The organism is Paracoccus endophyticus, assembly GCF_003286075.1.
In the GTDB taxonomy this organism is placed as follows: domain Bacteria; phylum Pseudomonadota; class Alphaproteobacteria; order Rhodobacterales; family Rhodobacteraceae; genus Paracoccus; species Paracoccus endophyticus.
Genome location: NZ_QLUV01000005.1, coordinates 62,454 through 80,417, shown reverse-complemented (window position 1 = coordinate 80,417; position 17,964 = coordinate 62,454). Strand labels below are relative to the sequence as shown.

The following is a 17,964-nucleotide window of genomic DNA, read 5'->3' as shown; positions in this document are numbered from 1 at the left end:
TTTACAGCCCCGCGCGCGTCAGGGCGGCATCGCAGCGCGCGCAGGTCGCGGGGTGCGGGTGTTCGCCCACGTCGGGCAGGATCTTCCAGCAGCGTTCGCATTTCTGGCCCGCCGCCTGCTCGAACACGACGCCGATGCCGGGCACTTCCGGCAGGCGGAACGCCTCGGGCGGGGCAGGGTCGGCGGTCAGCGAGACGGCGCTGGTGATGATGACATCGGCAAAGTCCACGGACCGAAGCGCCGCCAGCGTGGCCGCGTCCTCGACATGGACGACGGGCGCGGCCTCGAGGCTGGCGCCGATGGTCTTGTCGGTGCGCTTCAGCTCCAGCGCGGCCGTGACCGCCCGGCGCACGCGGCGCACCGCGTCCCATTTCGCCGCAAGCTGATCGTCGAACCATTCGTCCGGCGTGGCGGGGAAATCATGCAGGTGCACGCTGTCCTCGTCGGACGGGTGGCGGGCCAGCCACACGTCCTCGGTCGTGAAGGGCAGCATGGGGGCAAGCCAGGTGGTCAGGCGCGCAAACAGCGCGTCCAGGACCGTGCGCGCCGCGCGGCGGCGCGGGCTGGCGGGATCGTCGCAATACAGCGCGTCCTTGCGGATGTCGAAGTAGAACGCCGACAGATCGACGGTGGCGAAATCGAACAGGGACCGGAACACGCCCTGGAAATCATAGGCGCCATAGCCGGACCGCACGCGCGCGTCCAGTTCCGCCAGCCGGTGCAGGACCCAGCGATCCAGTTCCGGCATCGCCGCAGGCTCGATCCGCTCGGCGTCCGAGAACCCGTCGAGCGCGCCCAGCATGTAGCGCATCGTGTTGCGCAGCCGGCGATAGCTGTCGGCGGTGCCCTTCAGGATCTCGGGGCCGATGCGCTGGTCGGCGGTATAGTCGGCCTGCGCCACCCACAGGCGCAGGATGTCAGCGCCATACTGGCCGATGACCTCGGCCGGGACGATGGTGTTGCCCAGGGACTTGGACATCTTCATGCCCTTTTCGTCCAGGGTGAAGCCGTGGGTCAGCACGCCCCGATAGGGCGCGCGGCCGGTCGTCGCGCAGGCCTGCAGCAGCGAGGACTGGAACCAGCCGCGATGCTGGTCGGTGCCCTCCAGGTAGAGGTCCGCGATGCCGTCGGGGCTGCCGTCGGCGCGGTCGCGCAGCACGAAGGCGTGGGTCGAGCCGCTGTCGAACCACACGTCCAGCACGTCGGTCACCTGGTCATAGTCGTCGGGGTTCACGATCCCGTCCAGGACCCGTTCCTTGAAACCCGTTTGATACCAGACGTCTGCGCCATCCTGCTCGAACGCGGCAAGGATGCGGGCGTTGACCGTCTCGTTGCGCAGCAGGAAATCGGCGTCGTCCGGCCGGGCACCCCGCCTGGTGAAGCAGGTCAGCGGCACCCCCCAGGCGCGCTGGCGCGACAGCACCCAGTCGGGGCGGTTCTCGACCATGGAAAAGATGCGGTTGCGGCCCGAGGGCGGCGTCCAGTCCACCAGCCGGTCGATCGAGGTCAGCGCGCGGGCGCGGATCGTGTCGCCATGCGCGCCCAGCCCGTCGGCCAGCGGCTTGTCGATGGCCGCGAACCACTGCGGCGTGTTGCGATAGATCAGCGGCGCCTTGGACCGCCAGCTGTGCGGATAGCTGTGCTTGAGCTTGCCCTTGGCCAGCAGCGCAGATTGCGCCGCCAGCGCCTTGATGTTGCTGACGTTCGCCGGCCCTTCCTTGCCGTCCGGCTGGATGATCGCCTGACCGCCGAAGACCGGCAGGTCGGCGCGATACCGGCCGTCCGGCAGCACGTTGTGCGTCATCGCCAGCCCGTGGCGCAGCGCCAGTTGATAGTCGTCGTCGCCGTGGCTGGGGGCGGTGTGGACAAAGCCGGTGCCCGCGTCCTCGGTCACGTGGTCGCCGGGCAGCATCGGCACGTCATGGTCCCATTCGCCCGCGCCCCCCTCGATCCCGCGATAGGGATGGGCAAGCACCAGCGAGGCCAGTTCGTCCGCGCCCACGTCGCGCACCCGGCGCCAGGCCTCGGGTTCCAGCTTTGCGGCGCGGAACACCTCAGGGGCCAGCGCGTCGGCCAGAAGATAGTGTCCGGCCTTGTCGCCCGAGGCCTCGTAGAGCCCGTAGGCGATCCCCGGCCCAAAGGCCACGGCCCGGTTCTGCGGGATCGTCCAGGGGGTCGTCGTCCAGATCACGACGGACGCGCCCAGCAGGTCCGTCGTCATGCAGCCGTCCAGACCCGGGAACGCGTGCTGGGACACCACCCGGAAGGGGACCCAGATCATGTGGCTGGTCTGGTCGTGGTATTCCACCTCGGCCTCGGCCAGCGCGGTCTGTTCCACGGGCGACCACATCACGGGCTTGGACCCCTGGTACAGGCTGCCGTTCATCAGCAGCTTCATGAACTCGGCCGCGATCACCGCCTCGGCGTGATAGTCCATGGTCAGGTAGGGGTCGTCCCACTTGCCGGTGATGCCCAGCCGCTTGAACTCCTCGCGCTGGATGGCGACCCAGCCTTCGGCAAAGCGGCGGCATTCCTGCCGGAACTCGACGACATCCACCTCGTCCTTGTCCTGGCCGCGCTTGCGATAGTCCTCCTCGATCTTCCATTCGATCGGCAGGCCGTGGCAGTCCCAGCCGGGAACATAGCGGGCATCGCGGCCCATCATCTGCTGGCTGCGGACGATGAAATCCTTGAGCACCTTGTTCAGCGCGTGGCCGATGTGCAGATGCCCGTTCGCATAGGGGGGGCCGTCGTGCAGGATGAAGGGCGCCCGCCCCGCGGCCTGCGTCCGCAGCCGGTCATAGACGCCCAGACGCTCCCATCGGGCCAGCCATTCGGGTTCGCGCTGGGGCAGGCCCGCCCGCATCGGAAAGCCCGTTTCCGGCAGGAACACCGTGGGGCGATAGTCGGGCGTGCTGTCCGTCCGCGGGGCGTCGGCGATCGTGTCGGGCGCGGTCATCGGTGGCGGACTCCTCGGCTGGCGGTCGGGACAGGCGTCCTGCCGGCGGCAGGGACGCCTGCGCCGCGGGGCGCCGTGTCGGATGGCCCCGGCCCGCGAAATGCATCGCCGCGCTTATAGAAAGCGCGCCGCGCCGCCGCAAGCGGCCATCAGAACACGACGGGAGAGGGGGGGTGAGAGGCTGGACAACGACCCAAGCGGGGCTCGTTACGGCTGCTTCCTTCCGGACCTGACCGGGTTGGCGAGGCGCTCGCCCGCGCCAACCTCTCGCCCCTCAGATAGGCCGTCCTGCGGCGGGATGCAAGGGTCGGGCTGCGTCACAGGTGCAGCCGCAGCCGCGCAAAGCCCGACGGGGTCTCGCCGGTGGCCTCGACCCGCGCGCGCCGCAGGCCCGGCAGGTGCGCCAGCGCCTCGGGCGCCGTGTCAAACAGCGCCGTGGTGCCGGGCAGGGGGGCAAAGCGCCAGCCGGTCCGGTTGGGCACGACCACCCTGCGGCGCGCGGCAACATAGCGGTGCAGCACATCGGGCACCGCCACGCCGCTGTCGAAGACGACGGGCAGGTCGCGGGCCAGAGGCCGGAACAGCGGGCAACCCGACAGGCGATAGCTGTTCGTCGCCAGCAGGAACTGCGCATCGGGGGCGACCGGGCGTCCGCCATGGCGCAGGTCCCCGACACGCCCGCCGCCGGGCAGGACCCGCCCTTCGGCGTCAAAGCCGGCCGGCCGGGTCACGTCGATCTGCCAGGTCAGGCCATCGATCACGTCGAAGTAATAGCTGGGGAAATCCGGGTCGATCAGCATCTGGTCGCCCGCGTCCGCCCCTGGCCGCAGGGTGCGAAAGACGCTGGCCGCGCGCTCCAGCCACTTGGCCAGTTGCGCGCCGGTGATGACCACCGCGGCCAGCCGATTGCGGAAATGATACATGCTGGCCAGGTCGCGCGCCGTCAGGGGGCCGCAGGGCACGTCGGTGTAATGCTGCGGCCCGCCCCGCCCCCCGGCGCGATAGGGGGCCGCCGCCGACAGGATCGGCAGCCCGCCCCGCCCCAGCGTCCGTCGCAGGAACCAGCGCTGGGCCATGGCGACAAGCGACAGCGACCGATCCTCGCCCAGCAGCCAGAAATAGCTTTGCAGTGGCGATTCGGTGTGCGCGACGCGCCTGCGAAAGCGGCGCAGCGTCTGGCGGTGGGCCTCGAGGATCGGGGCGAGCACGGTCCCGTCGGCGCAGGCGTCCGCCGCGCCGCCCGCGGTCCCGACCGGCCGAAGCGGGGGCGTCCCCGCCCCCCGGCGCGGCGACCGGCGCGCGCCAAGCTGCTCGGCGCCCTGCCGCGGGTCGCTTGCCGCCACGGCGCGGGCGTCGAACCCGGTGATGCGCCAGCCGCCCGTGTCGCGGGCCAGGTCCAGGTCGATCACGCCCAGGTGCGACCCCCGGAACCCGGCCATGACCGCGGGCTTGCCGTGCAGTGTCCCGCGCAGGGGGTCGATGGCCGGGTCGTCGGGAAAGCCCGGGCCCGGGAACACCATGTGGGTGTGGCCGGTCACGATGCAGTCCACGTCCGGCAGGGCCGCGACCGAGGTGGCGGCGTTTTCCGCCAGGGGGGCCGCGGTGCCGCTGTGGATGCCGCTGTGGCACAGGGCGATCACCAGATCGGCCCCTGCGGCGCGCAGCCGCGCAGATTCGCGCGCGGCCGCCACGACCATGCATTCGGTCGTCACCCGCCGCGCCACGGCCCTGTCCACGGCAAGCGAGCCGGGCGGGGTCAGGCCCAGGATGCCGATGGCGATGGGATGGCGCGCGCCCTCTGTGTCGCGGACAGTCCGGCGCAGGATCAGCCCCGGCGCGACACGCCCGCCGTCGCCGCGGATGCGGGCATTGGCGCAGGTCAGGCCGAATCGCGCCCCCGCCAGCGCCTGCAACAGGACCGCCGTGCCATGATGGAAATCGTGGTTGCCCAGCGTCGCGGCGTCATAGCGCATCGCGTTCATGGCCGCGATCGCGGGGTGGATGCGGCGGCGGCTCATCTCGGCGGGGGTCGCCAGAAAATCGCCCAGCGGCGTTCCCTGCAGGAAATCGCCGTTGTCCAGCAGCAGGCTGTTGTCGGCCCCCGCCCGGCCGCAGGCGATCAGGCGCGCAAGCCCGTGAAGGCCCACCCCGGACGACGGCTCGTCGCGCAGATAGTCGTAGCCCAGCAGATGCATGTGCAGGTCGGTCGTGGCCATGACCCGCAGCCCGACGCGGGGCGCGGGCACCGCGCGGCTCGGCAGAGGGAATGGCGGGACGGCCGCAGCGGCCATTCGGTGGTCGGGCAGCGCGCTGCTTTCGTTCATGACGCCCCGGCCCGGTCAATCGTTCTCGCTGTGGTTGAGCGGATTTCGGCCGACTGCGCAACCCCCGCCGTTTTCGTGCGGTGTCGAGGGTCCATGAGGGCGCGGCTTGCTTGCAACGCCCCGTTGTGGCCGATAGACCGCAGGCGAGCCGATCTGCCCGGGACTGCCATGAAATTCTCGACCCGTCAGGATACCGATCTGCCGGCCGCGGCGCTGTTCGCGGCCATTGCCGATTTCGACCGGATCGAGCGTGTGCTGGTCCGGCGGGGCGCCGAGGTGCGGCGTCTGGACCCTGCCCAGGAACCCGGCGCGGGCATTGCCTGGGCGGTTGCGTTCGACTGGCGCGGCAAGCGGCGGGCGCTGCGGCTTGACGTGGCGCAGTTCGATCGCCCCGAACGGATCGTGATCCTGGGCGAATCCGAGCCGCTGGAGCTGACCATCGACATGTCGGTGATCGGGCTGACCCGCACCAAGTCGCGCCTGATCTTCGAGCTGATCGCCAAGCCGCGCAACATGCGCGCGCGGCTGATGCTGCAGACCGCCAAGCTGGGCAAGGCGCAGCTTGACCGCAAGTTCGCCAAGCGCATCGCAGAGCTGGTGACGGACCTGGCCGCGCGCCGCGCAGCCTGATGCGGGGTCCGCTCAGGCCTGGCGGCGCTGGTCGGCGCGCAGCGGATCGGCCGGATAGACCCCCAGGATCGTCAGCGCGCTGGTGAAATAGCGCAGCTCGTCCAGCGCGCGGGCCAGCGCCGGATCGTCGGGGTGCCCCTCGACATCGGCATAGAACTGGGTCGCGGTGAACACGCCGTCCACCATGTAGCTTTCCAGCTTGGTCATGTTGACGCCGTTCGTCGCAAATCCCCCCATCGCCTTGTAGAGCGCCGCCGGGATGTTGCGGACCCGAAAGACAAAGGTGGTCATCATGTCCGCGCGCCCCGCCGCGTTCGGGCGGCGCGTGGTGTCGGGCGTGCGTGCCATGATCAGGAAGCGGGTGGTGTTGTTCTGGCGGTCCTCGACCTCGTCGGCCAGCCGGTCCAGCCCATAGATCTCGGCGGCCAGGGGGCTTGCCAGCGCGGCCCGGTGGCGCAGCCCCGCCTGCGCCACCATCATGGCGCTGCCCGCGGTGTCGGGGCCGGTGACGGTGCGGATCGAATGGGCGCGCAGGAAGTTGCGGCACTGGCCCAGCAGGACGGTGTGGCTCATCGCCTCGGTGATGTCGGCCAGCCGGGTGCCGGGCAGCCCCATCAGGCTGATGTGCACCCGCACGAAGGTCTCGCCGATGATGTGCAGCCCGGATTCCGGCAGCAGGTGGTGGATGTCGGCCACCCGGCCATAGGTCGAGTTCTCGACCGGCAGCATCGCCAGGTCGGCCGCGCCCGACCGGCAGGCCTCGACCGTGTCCTCGAAGGTGGGGCAGGGCAGCGCCTGCAGGTCCGGGCGCGCCTGCCGGCAGGCCTGGTGCGAATAGGCGCCCGGTTCGCCCTGGAACGCGATGCGTCCGGCGGTGCGCGCGGTCGGATCGGGCGAGACGGGGGGCTGTGACATGGCGGACACCCTTGGCAGGACTATCGCGCGGACCTAGCAGCACGACGCGGTCGATGAAAGCGCCGATCATCCGGCGCGGGCAGGCCGTCCCGTGCTGCCAGGTCCCGCGCCGCGACCCGATGCCGCCCCCTGCGCGGACCCCGGCCGCCAACTAGACCTTGAACCGGCAAAGCGACTGCATATAGATAGCGCGCAACGCAAAGACTGGGACCGCAGGGGAAGGCGCACCATGTTCAACACGATGACGGTGACCAAGGCAGCCGGGGCGCTGATCGGGGCGCTGCTGTTCCTGCTGCTGGTGTCATGGTTCGCCTCGTCGCTGTATCACGTGGGCTCCTCTGGTCATGTGGCCGAGGGCGAGGCCCCTGCGCAGGCCTATACCATCCCCGTCGAGGAGGCGGCCTCGGCCGAGGGCGAAGAGGCCGCCGCCGAGGACGGGCCGGATTTTGCCACGCTGCTGGCGTCGGCCGACGCCGCTGCGGGTGAAAAGGTCTTCGGCAAGTGCAAGTCGTGCCACAAGCTGGACGGCACCGACGGCGTCGGTCCGCACCTGAACGGCGTGGTCGGCCGCGCGGTCGCGGCGGCCGAGGGCTTTGCCTATTCCGACGCGATGAAGGCGCATGGCGGCGCCTGGGAACCCGAGCCTCTGCAGGCCTTCCTGGCGGACCCCAAGGGCGTCGTGCCCGGCACCAAGATGAGCTTTGCCGGCCTGAAGAAGGCCGAGGACCGCGCCAACGTCATCGCCTATCTTCAGACCGTCAACTGACGGGCTGAACGACGGCAACGCTGTCCGGCGGCGCGGGTCGATCCCGCGCCGTCTGCATGTCTGGCCGGGGCCGAGGTCACGAAAGCGCAAGCCGTCTTGCGGGCGCGGGCCGCCGTCGCCTAGCGTCAGGCACGCCCCTGGCGGGCACGGCAGCAGGAGAGATCGGCGATGATGACGGCGCGCGCATGGATGACGGCGGCGGTGGTCGGGCTTGCGGCCATGTCCGGGGGCGCGCAGACCGCCCGCTCGCAGCCCGCAGCCGTCCCGCCCTCTGCCGCGGCCCCGCAGTCCGCGGGCGGAACGGATGGCGCGGCGCCCGTGGCCGGGACCGGCGGCACGGATGCGGTGCAGGCACCGGCGGGCGCGACCATCGTCAGCCACGGCATCGCGACCTTCGACACGCTCAGGCTGCCGGTCGATTTCACCCATCTGCCCTATGTGAACCCCGACGCGCCCAAGGGGGGCGAAATCAGCGAATGGGCGTCCGGCGGCTTTGACAGCTACAACCCGTTCACGCTGAAGGGCCGGGCTGCGGCGCTGTCCACGATCATGCTGGAAAGCCTGATGACCGGCACCGCCGACGAGGTCGGGGCCGCCTATTGCCTGCTGTGCGAGACGATCGAGTATCCCGAAAGCCGCGACTGGGTGCTGTTCACCCTGCGCGAGGGGGTGCGGTTTTCCGACGGCACGCCCCTGACGGCGCAGGACGTGCTGTTTTCCTATGAGCAGCTGCGCGACAGGGGACTGTCGTCCTATCGCGCGGTGCTGGGCCAGCAGGTGGCGCGGGCCGAGGTGCTGGACGACCGCCGCATCCGCTTTACCTTCACCCCCGATTATCCGCGCCGCGACGTGATCCAGCAGGTCGGCGGCATTCCCGTGTTCTCGAAGGCCGATTTCCAGCGGGGCCAGCGCGACCTGTCGGAAAGCGCCAGCGAGCCGTTCATCGGGTCGGGGCCGTACCTGTTCGACGCCGCCGACATCGGCCGGTCCGTCGCGTGGCGGCGCAACCCCGATTACTGGGGGGCGAACCTGCCGATCAACCGGGGGCGCTACAACTTCGACCGCATCCGGGTCGAGTATTTCGGCGACTACGAGACCGCCTTCGAGGCGTTCAAGGCCGGCGAATACACGTTCCGCAACGAGGCGAGCAGCATCATCTGGGCCACCCGCTACGACTTTCCCGCGATGAACGCGGGCTGGGTGGTCAAGGCCCAGCTGCCCAGCGGCGAGGTCGCGAACGGCCAGGCCTGGGCCATCAACCTGCGCCGGCCGCAGTTCCAGGACATCCGCGTCCGCCAGGCCATCGGGCTGATGTTCAACTTCGAATGGGCGAACTCGACCCTGTTCTACGGGCTTTACGAGCGGATCGGCAGCTTCTGGGACAACAGCGAGCTGGCGGCGACCGGCACGCCCCCGCCCGAGGAGCGGGCGGTGCTGGAACCCCTTGCCGCGGACCTGCCCCCGGGCGTGCTGACCGACCCGGCCGCCGAACCCCCGGTCAGCGGGGCCCGCCAGCTTGACCGGCCCAACCTGCGCAAGGCCGCGGCCCTGCTGGAGCAGGCGGGCTGGACCATCCCCCAGGGCGCCCGCGACGGGCTGCGCCGCAACGCGGACGGCCAGACCCTGCGGGTCGAGATCCTGAACGAATCCCAGACCTTCGACCGCGTGATCAACCCTTATGTCGAGAACCTGCGCGCCGCCGGCATCGACGCGGTCCATTCCCGCGTGGACGACGCGCAGCTGGAAAGCCGCCGCCGCAGCCATCAGTTCGACATGATCAACGTCCAGCTCGGCCAGGACCTGATCCCCGGGTCGGGGCTGCAGCAGTATTTCGGCAGCGCCTCGACCAACGACGTGTTCAACGCCATGGGGCTGGCCAATCCCGCCGTGGACCGGCTGATCTCGCTGGTCGAGGGGGCGACGACGCAGGCCGACCTGACGGTGCGGGTGCGGGCGCTGGACCGGGCGCTGCGGTCCATTCACTTCTGGGTGCCGCAGTGGTTCAAGGCCATGCACACGGTCGCCTACTGGGACCAGTACGCCCATCCCGAGGTGCTGCCGCCCTATGCGCTGGGCGAGCTTGATTTCTGGTGGTTCGATGCCGATAAGGCGGAAAAGCTGAAAAAGGCCGGGGCGCTGCGCTAGCGTCACCGCCGGGCAGGGCAGGATCACCCGATGGGCGCTTATCTTCTGCGACGGCTGCTGCTGATCGTGCCCACGCTGATCGGCATCATGCTGGTCAACTTCACCCTGACCCAGTTCGTCCCCGGCGGCCCCATCGAACAGATCGTCGCCCGCGTGCAGGGCGAGGGCGACGTGTTCCGCAACATCGCGGGGGGTGGCGACGCCGGGCAGGGCGGCGGGGCGACCGAGAAATATGCCGGCGCCCAGGGACTGCCGCCCGAGTTCATCGCCGAGCTGGAACGAGAGTTCGGCTTTGACAAGCCGCCGGTGCAGCGGTTCCTGGGGATGCTGGCGGATTATCTACGCTTTGATTTCGGGGAAAGCTGGTTCCGCTCGATCAGCGTGGTGGACCTGGTGCTGGAAAAGATGCCGGTGTCGATCACGCTGGGGCTGTGGTCCACGCTGCTGGCCTATCTGATCTCGATCCCGCTGGGCATCCGCAAGGCGGTGCGCGACGGGACGCCCTTCGACACCTGGACCTCCAGCGCGGTGATCGTGGGCTATGCGATTCCGGGCTTTCTGTTCGCGGTCCTGCTGATGGTGCTGTTCGCGGGCGGCAGCTACTGGAAGATCTTTCCCCTGCGCGGACTGGTCAGCGACAACTTCGACCAGCTGTCCACCTGGGGGCAGATCAAGGACTATCTGTGGCACATCACCCTGCCGGTGACGGCGGCGACGATTTCCAGCTTTGCCACGCTGACGCTGCTGACCAAGAACAGCTTTCTGGACGAGATCAACAAGCAATACGTGATGACCGCCCGCGCCAAGGGCCTGACGGAGCGCGCGGTCCTGTACGGCCATGTCTTCCGCAACGCGATGCTGATCGTGATCGCAGGCTTTCCGTCGCTGTTCCTGGGCGTGTTCTTCGGCTCGTCGATCCTGATCGAGACGATCTTCTCGCTGGACGGCCTGGGCCGGCTGGGATTCGAGGCGGCGGTCCAGCGCGACTATCCGGTGATCTTCGGCACGCTGTACGTCTTTGGCCTGATGGGGCTGCTGGTCGGCATCCTGTCGGACCTGATGTATGTGCTGGTCGATCCGCGCATCGACTTTGAAAGGCGCGCCGGATGAGACTGTCGCCCCTGAACCAGCGCCGCTGGCGGAACTTTCGCCGCAACGGCCGCGCCTTCTGGTCGCTGGTGATCTTCACGACGCTGTTCGTGCTGTCGCTGTTTGCCGAGATCATCGCCAACGACCGACCCATCGTGGTCAGCTATCGGGGCGAGATCCACTTTCCCGCCTATCGGTTCTATCCCGAAACCGCCTTCGGCGGTGATTTCGGGACCGAGGCGATCTATTCCGACCCGGCCGTGCAATGCCTGATCGTCAGCGGCGGGCGTCAGGAATGCTGGGACGACCCCGAGGGCATCATGGCCGAGGCCGCCACCGGCACCGTCGCGGGCGAGCCGGTCCACCGCGGCTGGATGGTCTGGCCGCTGATCCCCTATCATTATCGCACCATCAACGACGTGGGCACAGCCCCCAGCGCGCCCGACGCCGACCACTGGCTGGGCACCGACGACACCGCCCGCGACGTGGCCGCCCGCGTCATCTATGGCTTCCGGGTGTCGATCCTGTTCACGCTGATCGTGACGGCGGTCTCGTCCGTGATCGGCATCGCCGCGGGGGCGGTGCAGGGCTATTTCGGCGGCCGCACCGACCTGGTGTTCCAGCGCCTGCTGGAAATCTGGGGATCGACGCCCTCGCTTTACGTCATCATCATCCTGTTCGCGATCCTGGGGCGCAGCTTCTGGCTGCTGGTGTTCGTGTCGATCCTGTTCGGCTGGCCCGCGCTCGTCGGCGTCGTGCGGGCCGAGTTCCTGCGGGCGCGCAACTTTGAATATGTCCGCGCCGCCCGTGCGCTGGGGGTGGGGGACCGCACGATCATGTTCCGCCACATCCTGCCCAACGCCATGGTCGCCACGCTGACGATGCTGCCCTTTGTGGTGGCGGGCACGATCTCCAGCCTCGCCGCGCTGGACTATCTGGGCTATGGGCTGCCGGCGTCGGCCCCCTCGCTGGGCGAACTGGCGTTGCAGGCCAAGCAGAACCTGCAGGCGCCATGGCTGGGGTTCACCGCGTTCTTCACCTTCGCGATCATGCTGTCGCTGCTGGTGTTCATCTTCGAAGGGGTGCGCGACGCCTTCGATCCGCGAAAGACCTTTCGATGACCGACCCGCGCGCCCCCGGCCGTCCCGCGCAGGATGGCCCCGTGCTCGAGGTCCGCGACCTGCACGTCGCCTTTCAGACCGAGGGGCGCGTGACCCCGGCCGTGCGCGGCGTCAGCTTTACCGTCAACCGCGGCGAGACGGTGGCGCTGGTGGGCGAATCCGGGTCGGGCAAGTCGGTCACGGCCCTGTCCACCGTGCGCCTGCTGGGCGAGGCCGCGCGAGTGACCGGCAGCGTCCGCTATGCCGGGGCCGAGATGATCGACGCGCCCGAGCCTGTGCTGCGCGCGGTGCGCGGCAACGACATCAGCTTCATCTTCCAGGAGCCGATGACCTCGCTGAACCCGCTGCACACCATCGAAAAGCAACTGGCCGAAAGCCTGGCCCTGCATCAGGGGCTGACCGGGGCAAGGGCGCGGGCGCGCATCATCGACCTGCTGACCCGCGTGGGCATCCGCGACCCGGACACGCGGCTGGCCGATTACCCCCACCAGCTGTCGGGCGGACAGCGCCAGCGGGTGATGATCGCCATGGCGCTGGCGAACGGGCCGGACCTGCTGATCGCGGACGAGCCCACCACCGCGCTGGACGTCACGATCCAGGCGCAGATCCTGGACCTGCTGGCGGACCTCAAGCGCGACGAGGGGCTGTCGATGCTGTTCATCAGCCACGACCTGGGCATCGTGCGCCGCATCGCCGACCGGGTCTGCGTGATGCAGGGCGGCGAGATCGTCGAGCAGGGACCCGTCGCCGAGATCTTCGCCAACCCGCAGCATCCCTATACCCGGACGCTGCTGGCCGCCGAACCCCGTGGGGTGGCCGACCCCATCGACCCCGCCGCGGCCGAGATCGTGGCGACCCGCGACCTGCGGGTGTGGTTTCCGATCAAGCGCGGCTTCCTGCGCCGGACGGTGGGCCACATCAAGGCCGTGAACGGCGCCACGATCCGCGTGCGCGCCGGCGAGACGCTGGGCATCGTGGGCGAATCCGGCTCGGGCAAGACGACGCTGGCGCTGGCGATCATGCGCCTGATCGAAAGCCGCGGACCCATCGTGTTCATGGGGCGCGACATCTCGGCCGCGGCGTCGCGCGACCTGCGCCGGTTGCGCCGCGACATGCAGATCGTGTTCCAGGACCCGTTCGGCAGCCTGTCCCCGCGCATGACCGTGGGCCAGATCATCGCCGAGGGACTGGGCGTCCACGGCGTGGAAAAGGGGCGCGACAAGCCGCAGATGGTCGCCGACATCATGGCCGAGGTGGGGCTGGACCCGGGGGCGATGGACCGCTATCCGCACGAGTTTTCCGGCGGCCAGCGCCAGCGCATCGCCATCGCCCGCGCCATGATCCTGCGGCCCAAGGTCGTCGTGCTGGACGAGCCGACCAGCGCGCTGGACATGACGGTGCAGGTGCAGATCGTGGACCTGCTGCGGCAGTTGCAGCGCAGGCACGGGCTGGCCTTCCTGTTCATCAGCCATGACCTGCGCGTCGTGCGCGCGATGTCGCACCAGATCATGGTCATGCGCGCGGGCGAGGTCGTGGAACAGGGCGACGCGGCCCGCGTGTTTTCCGCCCCCGCGACGGACTATACCCGCGCGCTGCTGGCGGCGGCGTTCCGCGACCACCACGGATAGGGGCCATGCGCATCCTGTTCGTCCACCAGAACTTTCCCGGCCAGTTCCCGCATCTGGCCCCGGCGCTGGCCGCCCGCGGGCACGAGGTGCTGGCGCTGACCGATGAAAAGAACCAGCGCCCGTCGCCGGTCAGGGTCGTCAAGTATGCGGCCCCGCCTGCCGTCACCCTGTCCCATCCGCTGGGCCGCCCCTATGCCGAGTTCGCCGAGCGCGGCTGGATGGCGGCACGGGCCGCGCGCGCCCTGCGCGACCGGCACAGCTATGCCCCGGACGTCATCGTGGGTCACACCGGCTGGGGCGAGACGCTGTTTCTGAAAGAAATCTGGCCCGACGCCTGCCTGCTGGTCTATGCCGAGCTGATGTATCGCACGCGCGGCCAGGATGTGGGGTTCGACCCCGAACTCAGCCCCGGCACCGACGAGCAGCGCGTCTCGACGACCGCGCGGTCGGCCCATCTGATCCAGGGCATCGTGCAGGCCGACGCCGCGCTGGCGCCGACGCGCTATCAGGCCGACAGCTTTCCGCCGGAACTGCGCGGCAAGATCACCGTCATCCATGACGGCATCGACACCGACCTGCTGCGCCCCGACCCGGGCGCCGCGTGGACCACGCCCGACGGCCGCCGCCTGACCGCGGCGGACGAGGTCGTGACCTTCGTCAGCCGCTCGCTGGAGCCGTATCGCGGCTTTCACGTCTTCATGCGCGCGCTGCCCGCCGTTCTGGCCGCGCGGCCGCAGGCCCATGTGGTGATCGTGGGCGGCGACGGCGTCAGCTATGGCGCCCGCCCCAGGGACGCGGAAAGCTGGAAGGCCAGGCTACTGGCCGAGGTGGGTAGCCAACTGGACCTGAGCCGCGTGCATTTCCCCGGCCGCGTTCCCTATCCGGCCTTCGTCGCGCTGATGCAGCTGACGCGGGTGCATTGCTATCTGACCTATCCCTTCGTGCTCAGCTGGTCGCTGACCGAGGCGATGGCGGCGGGCGCGCTGGTGGTGGGGTCGGACACGGAACCCGTGCGCGAACTGATCCAGGACGGCCGGAACGGGCGGCTGGTCCCGTTCTTCGACCGCGCCGCGCTGGAAGGCGCGCTGACCCGTGCGCTGGCGGGCGACCCTGACGCCGCGGCGATCAAGGCGGCGGCCCGGCAGACGATCCTGGACGGCTATGACCTGAAGCGGACCTGCCTGCCGCAGCTGATCGCCTGGGTCGAGCGCCACGGCGCTGCACGAGGCTAGGGCATCGCGGCGGCTGCGGGCGCCGCCTGCGGGGCGACCGGCGATGCGCCGGCTGCGGGATGCGCCGCAAGGCACCCCTGCGGCACCGCCGCACCGCCGAACACCGGCGCCGTCCCGCGCCCATCACCCTGCCGCCGCCTCAGGCCTGCCGTCCGGGCCAGCCGCAGGGCCAGCGCCCGCGGTTCGGATCGCCCCAGTCGGGCATGTCCAGCCACGGATACCAGCAGATCCCCGCGACCGGCACGCCGGATCGTTCGACCTCGGCCCGGACATGGGCCAGCCATCCCCAGCGGTCGTGGATATGGGGAAACCGCCGATGCGCGGCCGGCAGACCCTGATGCCAGCCCGTTTCCGTGATCATCACGGGCAGGCGCCAGCGGTCGGCCACCACGCGCAGGACATGGTGCAGCGGCTCGATCGCGTGATGGGGGTAATAGTTCACGCCGACCATCTCGATCAGCCCGGTGGCGACCAGCCGGTCGGTGGCGCGAAACACCTCGGGGTGCAGGTGGTGAAAGGGATCGCAGGTGGCAAAGCGCGGCCGCCGCGGCAGCATGGCGGCCGTGGTCATCATCTTTACCGCCGCCTCGACGGCGCGCGACCGCACGACCCCGGCGACCCGGCGGCCCACCGACGGCTCGTTGACGGCGATGGCCCAGGCGCCGTCGGGCAGGGCCATGGAACAGGCGACGGCGTGCTGCGCCGGCCGGCGCGGCAGGTCGAAATGCGCCATGTCCCAGATGACCGGAAAGCCCGCGGGCACCGCCTGCACGCGGGCCACGATGTCGTGGCGCCACGACAGCCCGTCGCGCGCGCCCGTCGCGCCCTCGGCCATGGCCGTGGCGTGGTGATGCTGCATGCGCCCGTCCGGCAGATGCCCGGTGGAATGCAGCAGGTCATGCCCGTTCCAGTGCAGCCGCCCGCATTCGAAGCCGGCCAGCAGCGGTGGGTCCGCCGTCGCCACGCGGGGCCAGTCGAGAGAGTGAAATGATCCGTCCATGGCGGGAACATAGGATGAACTGCGCCCGCCGCAACCCTAGCGATAACCCTCGGCCTGCAGTTCGAACAGCTCGCGATAGCGGCCGGGCCGGGCCAGCAGCTCTGCGTGCGTGCCCTGCGCCTCGACCCGGCCGTCCGCCAGCACCAGGATGCGGTCAGCCATCCGCACGGACGAGAACCGATGCGAGATCAGCACCGCCGTCCGCCCCGCCGACAGGTCCTTGAACCGCTGGAACACCTCGTATTCCGACCGCGCATCCAGCGCGGCGGTGGGCTCGTCCAGAATCAGGACCTGCGCGTCGCGCATGTAGGCGCGCGCAATCGCGATCTTCTGCCATTCGCCGCCCGACAGCTCGACCCCGTTGGCAAAGCGCTTGCCGATCATCTGGCCGTATCCGGCGGGCAGGCGCTCGATCACCGGGGCGGCCATGGCGCGGTCGGCGGCGGCGCGGATGCGGGCGGCGTCGTCGCGGGCGTCGATCCGGCCGACCGCGATGTTGTCGCCCGCCGTCAGGTTGAAGCGGACGAAATCCTGGAAGATGACCCCCATCGTCGCGCGCAGCCCGTCCAGGTCATAGTCCCGCAGGTCGCGCCCATCCAGCAGGATGCGCCCCTCGTCCGGGTCGTAAAGCCGCGCCAGCAGCTTGACCAGCGTGGTCTTGCCCGCGCCGTTCTCGCCCACCAGCGCCAGCGTCTCGCCCGCGTGCAGATCGAACGTCAGGTGCCGCACCGCCCAGCGGTCGCTGCCGGGATAGCGAAAGCCCACGTTCTCGAACCGGAATCCCTGCGCGAGCGGGCGCGGCACGGGCCGGGGGTCGGGGGGCGAGACGATGTCGGGCCGCACCCGGAAGAACCCGAACAGGTCGTCCAGGTACATCGCCTGCGCGGCGGTCTGCCCGAACGAGGTCAGCAGCGTTTCCATCAGGGTCCGCAGCCGCTGGAACGACCCCGCAAGAAAGGTCAGGTCCCCCAGGCTCAGCGCGCCGGTCAGCGTCTGCGCCACGATCCAGACATACGCCGCGTAATAGCCCAGCGTCCCCAGCGCCGCGAACAGCGCCCCCCAGGCGGCGCGGTCCACCGCGACGCGGCGGTTCTGGGCATAGAACGCACGCGCCAGCGTCATGTAGCGGTCGGTCAGGAAACGGTGCAGGCCGAAGATCTTGACCTCTTTCGCGGTGTCGGCGCTGGCGGCGACCTGGCGCACATAGTCCATCTCGCGCCGTTCCGGCGTGCGGCCATAGTCCAGCGAGTAGGTGCGCGCGTTGAAATGCGCCTCGCCCAGAAAGGCGGGGATCAGGGTCAGGATCAGCAGCACGACCAGCCACGGGTGATAGGCGACCAGCCCGCCCGCAAAGCTGAGGATGGTGACGACGCTTTCGATCTGGTTCAGCAACTGCCCCAGCAGCGTCATGCGGAAGGCGGTCTGGCGGCGGGCGCGGTCCAGCTTGTCCTGAAAGACCGCGTCCTCGAACTCCTTCAGGTCCAGCGTGGCGGCGTGGTCCATCAGCCGCACCGAAAGCCCGTTGGTCAGCCGTTCCGACAGCAGGCTGTCCACCAGTCCGATCAGCCTGCTCAGCCCGTCCTGCGCGATGGCCAGCGCGAATTCGGCCGCCAGCAGCCAGCCCAGCCCCGAGGCCAGCCCCGCGTCCCACCAGCCGCCGATGGTGGCAGGCCCGTCAGGCAGGGCGATCAGGCGCACCACCTCGTCCACGATCAGCTTGCCGACATACAGCGTGGCGACCGGGATCAACGCCCGGCACAGCCGCAGCGCCAGCGTGGCCAGCGTCAGCCCCGGCCCGGCGCGCCAGACCAGCCGCAGGAACGGCGGCACGTTGCGCATCGCGGCCCAGCGGTCGCGAAAGCTGCGGGGCGGCTGGCGGGCGTTCAGGGGCGGTGACATGGGCGGCCCGGAAAGGAAAAGCGGTTCATGGCGGCGTCGATCCTCGGCGGGCGAGACTGCGCCAGTTCGCGCCCGGCGTAAAGCGCGGGGACGGCGATCCGAACGCCGGCGCGCGTGCCCCGTGCCGGTCGCGCGCTGGCCTGCGGCGCGGTGTTCCGCAGGGTCGCGGCGCTTTGAAAAATGTTGACCGACAAGGGTGGCTCGTTCATACGGCACCCCTAAAATGCGGCCGTTTCAAGGGTTCATTCCCCCTGTC

Annotated in this window: 12 protein-coding genes and 1 other RNA gene; 7 read left to right on the top strand and 6 right to left on the bottom strand. The window is 69.9% G+C overall.

Annotated features, from left to right (window positions below):
• Window position 1: 1 nt before the first annotated feature.
• The 3 genes from ileS to DPQ23_RS07995 form a co-directional block, all read right to left on the bottom strand.
• The gene (gene ileS, locus DPQ23_RS08005) at window positions 2–2,959 is read right to left on the bottom strand and encodes an isoleucine--tRNA ligase (RefSeq protein ID WP_112874183.1); all 2,958 of its coding nucleotides are present in this window, start codon (window positions 2,957–2,959) and stop codon (window positions 2–4) included.
• A 172-nt stretch (window positions 2,960–3,131) separates the two neighbouring features.
• An RNA gene (ffs, locus tag DPQ23_RS08000) (signal recognition particle sRNA small type) lies at window positions 3,132–3,228 on the bottom strand.
• A gap of 48 nt (window positions 3,229–3,276) precedes the next feature.
• On the bottom strand, window positions 3,277–5,283 hold the full coding sequence (locus tag DPQ23_RS07995) for a 5'-nucleotidase C-terminal domain-containing protein (RefSeq protein ID WP_112874182.1): 2,007 nt from the start codon (window positions 5,281–5,283) through the stop codon (window positions 3,277–3,279).
• A gap of 168 nt (window positions 5,284–5,451) precedes the next feature.
• On the opposite strand from DPQ23_RS07995, the gene DPQ23_RS07990 reads away from it, so the two are divergent.
• Window positions 5,452–5,913, top strand: a complete 462-nt coding sequence (locus DPQ23_RS07990; protein ID WP_112874181.1) for a hypothetical protein — start codon at window positions 5,452–5,454, stop codon at window positions 5,911–5,913.
• A 12-nt stretch (window positions 5,914–5,925) separates the two neighbouring features.
• On the opposite strand, the gene DPQ23_RS07985 is transcribed toward DPQ23_RS07990, so the two are convergent.
• The gene (locus DPQ23_RS07985; RefSeq protein WP_112874180.1) at window positions 5,926–6,828 is read right to left on the bottom strand and encodes a prephenate dehydratase; all 903 of its coding nucleotides are present in this window, start codon (window positions 6,826–6,828) and stop codon (window positions 5,926–5,928) included.
• 229 nt (window positions 6,829–7,057) lie between these two features.
• Here DPQ23_RS07985 and DPQ23_RS07980 point away from each other — a divergent pair, with 229 nt between their 5' ends.
• The 6 genes from DPQ23_RS07980 to DPQ23_RS07955 all read left to right on the top strand — a co-directional run bounded on the left by DPQ23_RS07980 (window position 7,058) and on the right by DPQ23_RS07955 (window position 14,809).
• Window positions 7,058–7,594, top strand: a complete 537-nt coding sequence (locus DPQ23_RS07980; RefSeq protein ID WP_112874179.1) for a c-type cytochrome — start codon at window positions 7,058–7,060, stop codon at window positions 7,592–7,594.
• 171 nt (window positions 7,595–7,765) lie between these two features.
• Complete coding sequence (locus DPQ23_RS07975) at window positions 7,766–9,739, top strand: extracellular solute-binding protein (RefSeq protein ID WP_420818575.1); 1,974 nt, start codon at window positions 7,766–7,768, stop codon at window positions 9,737–9,739.
• 30 nt (window positions 9,740–9,769) lie between these two features.
• Entirely contained in the window at window positions 9,770–10,849 is a 1,080-nt protein-coding gene (locus DPQ23_RS07970; RefSeq protein WP_112874178.1) for a microcin C ABC transporter permease YejB, read from the top strand.
• On the top strand, window positions 10,846–11,949 hold the full coding sequence (locus tag DPQ23_RS07965) for an ABC transporter permease (RefSeq protein WP_112874177.1): 1,104 nt from the start codon (window positions 10,846–10,848) through the stop codon (window positions 11,947–11,949). The genes DPQ23_RS07970 and DPQ23_RS07965 overlap by 4 nt, the downstream gene beginning before the upstream one ends.
• Window positions 11,946–13,577 (top strand): ABC transporter ATP-binding protein, encoded by a 1,632-nt coding sequence (locus DPQ23_RS07960; RefSeq protein WP_112874176.1) that lies wholly within the window; start codon window positions 11,946–11,948, stop codon window positions 13,575–13,577. Before DPQ23_RS07965 ends, DPQ23_RS07960 begins: the two co-directional genes overlap by 4 nt.
• 5 nt (window positions 13,578–13,582) lie before the next feature.
• Window positions 13,583–14,809 (top strand): glycosyltransferase, encoded by a 1,227-nt coding sequence (locus tag DPQ23_RS07955; RefSeq protein ID WP_112874175.1) that lies wholly within the window; start codon window positions 13,583–13,585, stop codon window positions 14,807–14,809.
• 139 nt (window positions 14,810–14,948) lie between these two features.
• Here DPQ23_RS07955 and DPQ23_RS07950 read toward each other — a convergent pair whose 3' ends face one another.
• Window positions 14,949–15,809 carry a hypothetical protein gene (locus tag DPQ23_RS07950; RefSeq protein ID WP_162630683.1) on the bottom strand — a complete coding sequence of 287 codons (861 nt, stop codon included), beginning with the start codon at window positions 15,807–15,809 and terminating at the stop codon, window positions 14,949–14,951.
• Window positions 15,810–15,845: 36 nt separating this feature from the next.
• Complete coding sequence (locus DPQ23_RS07945) at window positions 15,846–17,708, bottom strand: ABC transporter ATP-binding protein (RefSeq protein WP_112874173.1); 1,863 nt, start codon at window positions 17,706–17,708, stop codon at window positions 15,846–15,848.
• Window positions 17,709–17,964: the final 256 nt, after the last annotated feature.

Excerpts from the sequence above, each read along its gene's own strand:
- DPQ23_RS07960 (WP_112874176.1), top strand. The coding sequence starts at position 11,946 with ATGACCGACCCGCGCGCCCCCGGCCGTCCCGCGCAGGATGGCCCCGTG.
- DPQ23_RS07985 (WP_112874180.1), bottom strand. The coding sequence starts at position 6,828 with ATGTCACAGCCCCCCGTCTCGCCCGATCCGACCGCGCGCACCGCCGGA.
- DPQ23_RS07965 (WP_112874177.1), top strand. The coding sequence starts at position 10,846 with ATGAGACTGTCGCCCCTGAACCAGCGCCGCTGGCGGAACTTTCGCCGC.
- DPQ23_RS07980 (WP_112874179.1), top strand. The coding sequence starts at position 7,058 with ATGTTCAACACGATGACGGTGACCAAGGCAGCCGGGGCGCTGATCGGG.
- DPQ23_RS07970 (WP_112874178.1), top strand. The coding sequence starts at position 9,770 with ATGGGCGCTTATCTTCTGCGACGGCTGCTGCTGATCGTGCCCACGCTG.
- DPQ23_RS07945 (WP_112874173.1), bottom strand. The coding sequence starts at position 17,708 with ATGTCACCGCCCCTGAACGCCCGCCAGCCGCCCCGCAGCTTTCGCGAC.
- DPQ23_RS07950 (WP_162630683.1), bottom strand. The coding sequence starts at position 15,809 with ATGGACGGATCATTTCACTCTCTCGACTGGCCCCGCGTGGCGACGGCG.
- DPQ23_RS07975 (WP_420818575.1), top strand. The coding sequence starts at position 7,766 with ATGACGGCGCGCGCATGGATGACGGCGGCGGTGGTCGGGCTTGCGGCC.
- ileS (WP_112874183.1), bottom strand. The coding sequence starts at position 2,959 with ATGACCGCGCCCGACACGATCGCCGACGCCCCGCGGACGGACAGCACG.
- DPQ23_RS07990 (WP_112874181.1), top strand. The coding sequence starts at position 5,452 with ATGAAATTCTCGACCCGTCAGGATACCGATCTGCCGGCCGCGGCGCTG.
- DPQ23_RS07995 (WP_112874182.1), bottom strand. The coding sequence starts at position 5,283 with ATGAACGAAAGCAGCGCGCTGCCCGACCACCGAATGGCCGCTGCGGCC.
- DPQ23_RS07955 (WP_112874175.1), top strand. The coding sequence starts at position 13,583 with ATGCGCATCCTGTTCGTCCACCAGAACTTTCCCGGCCAGTTCCCGCAT.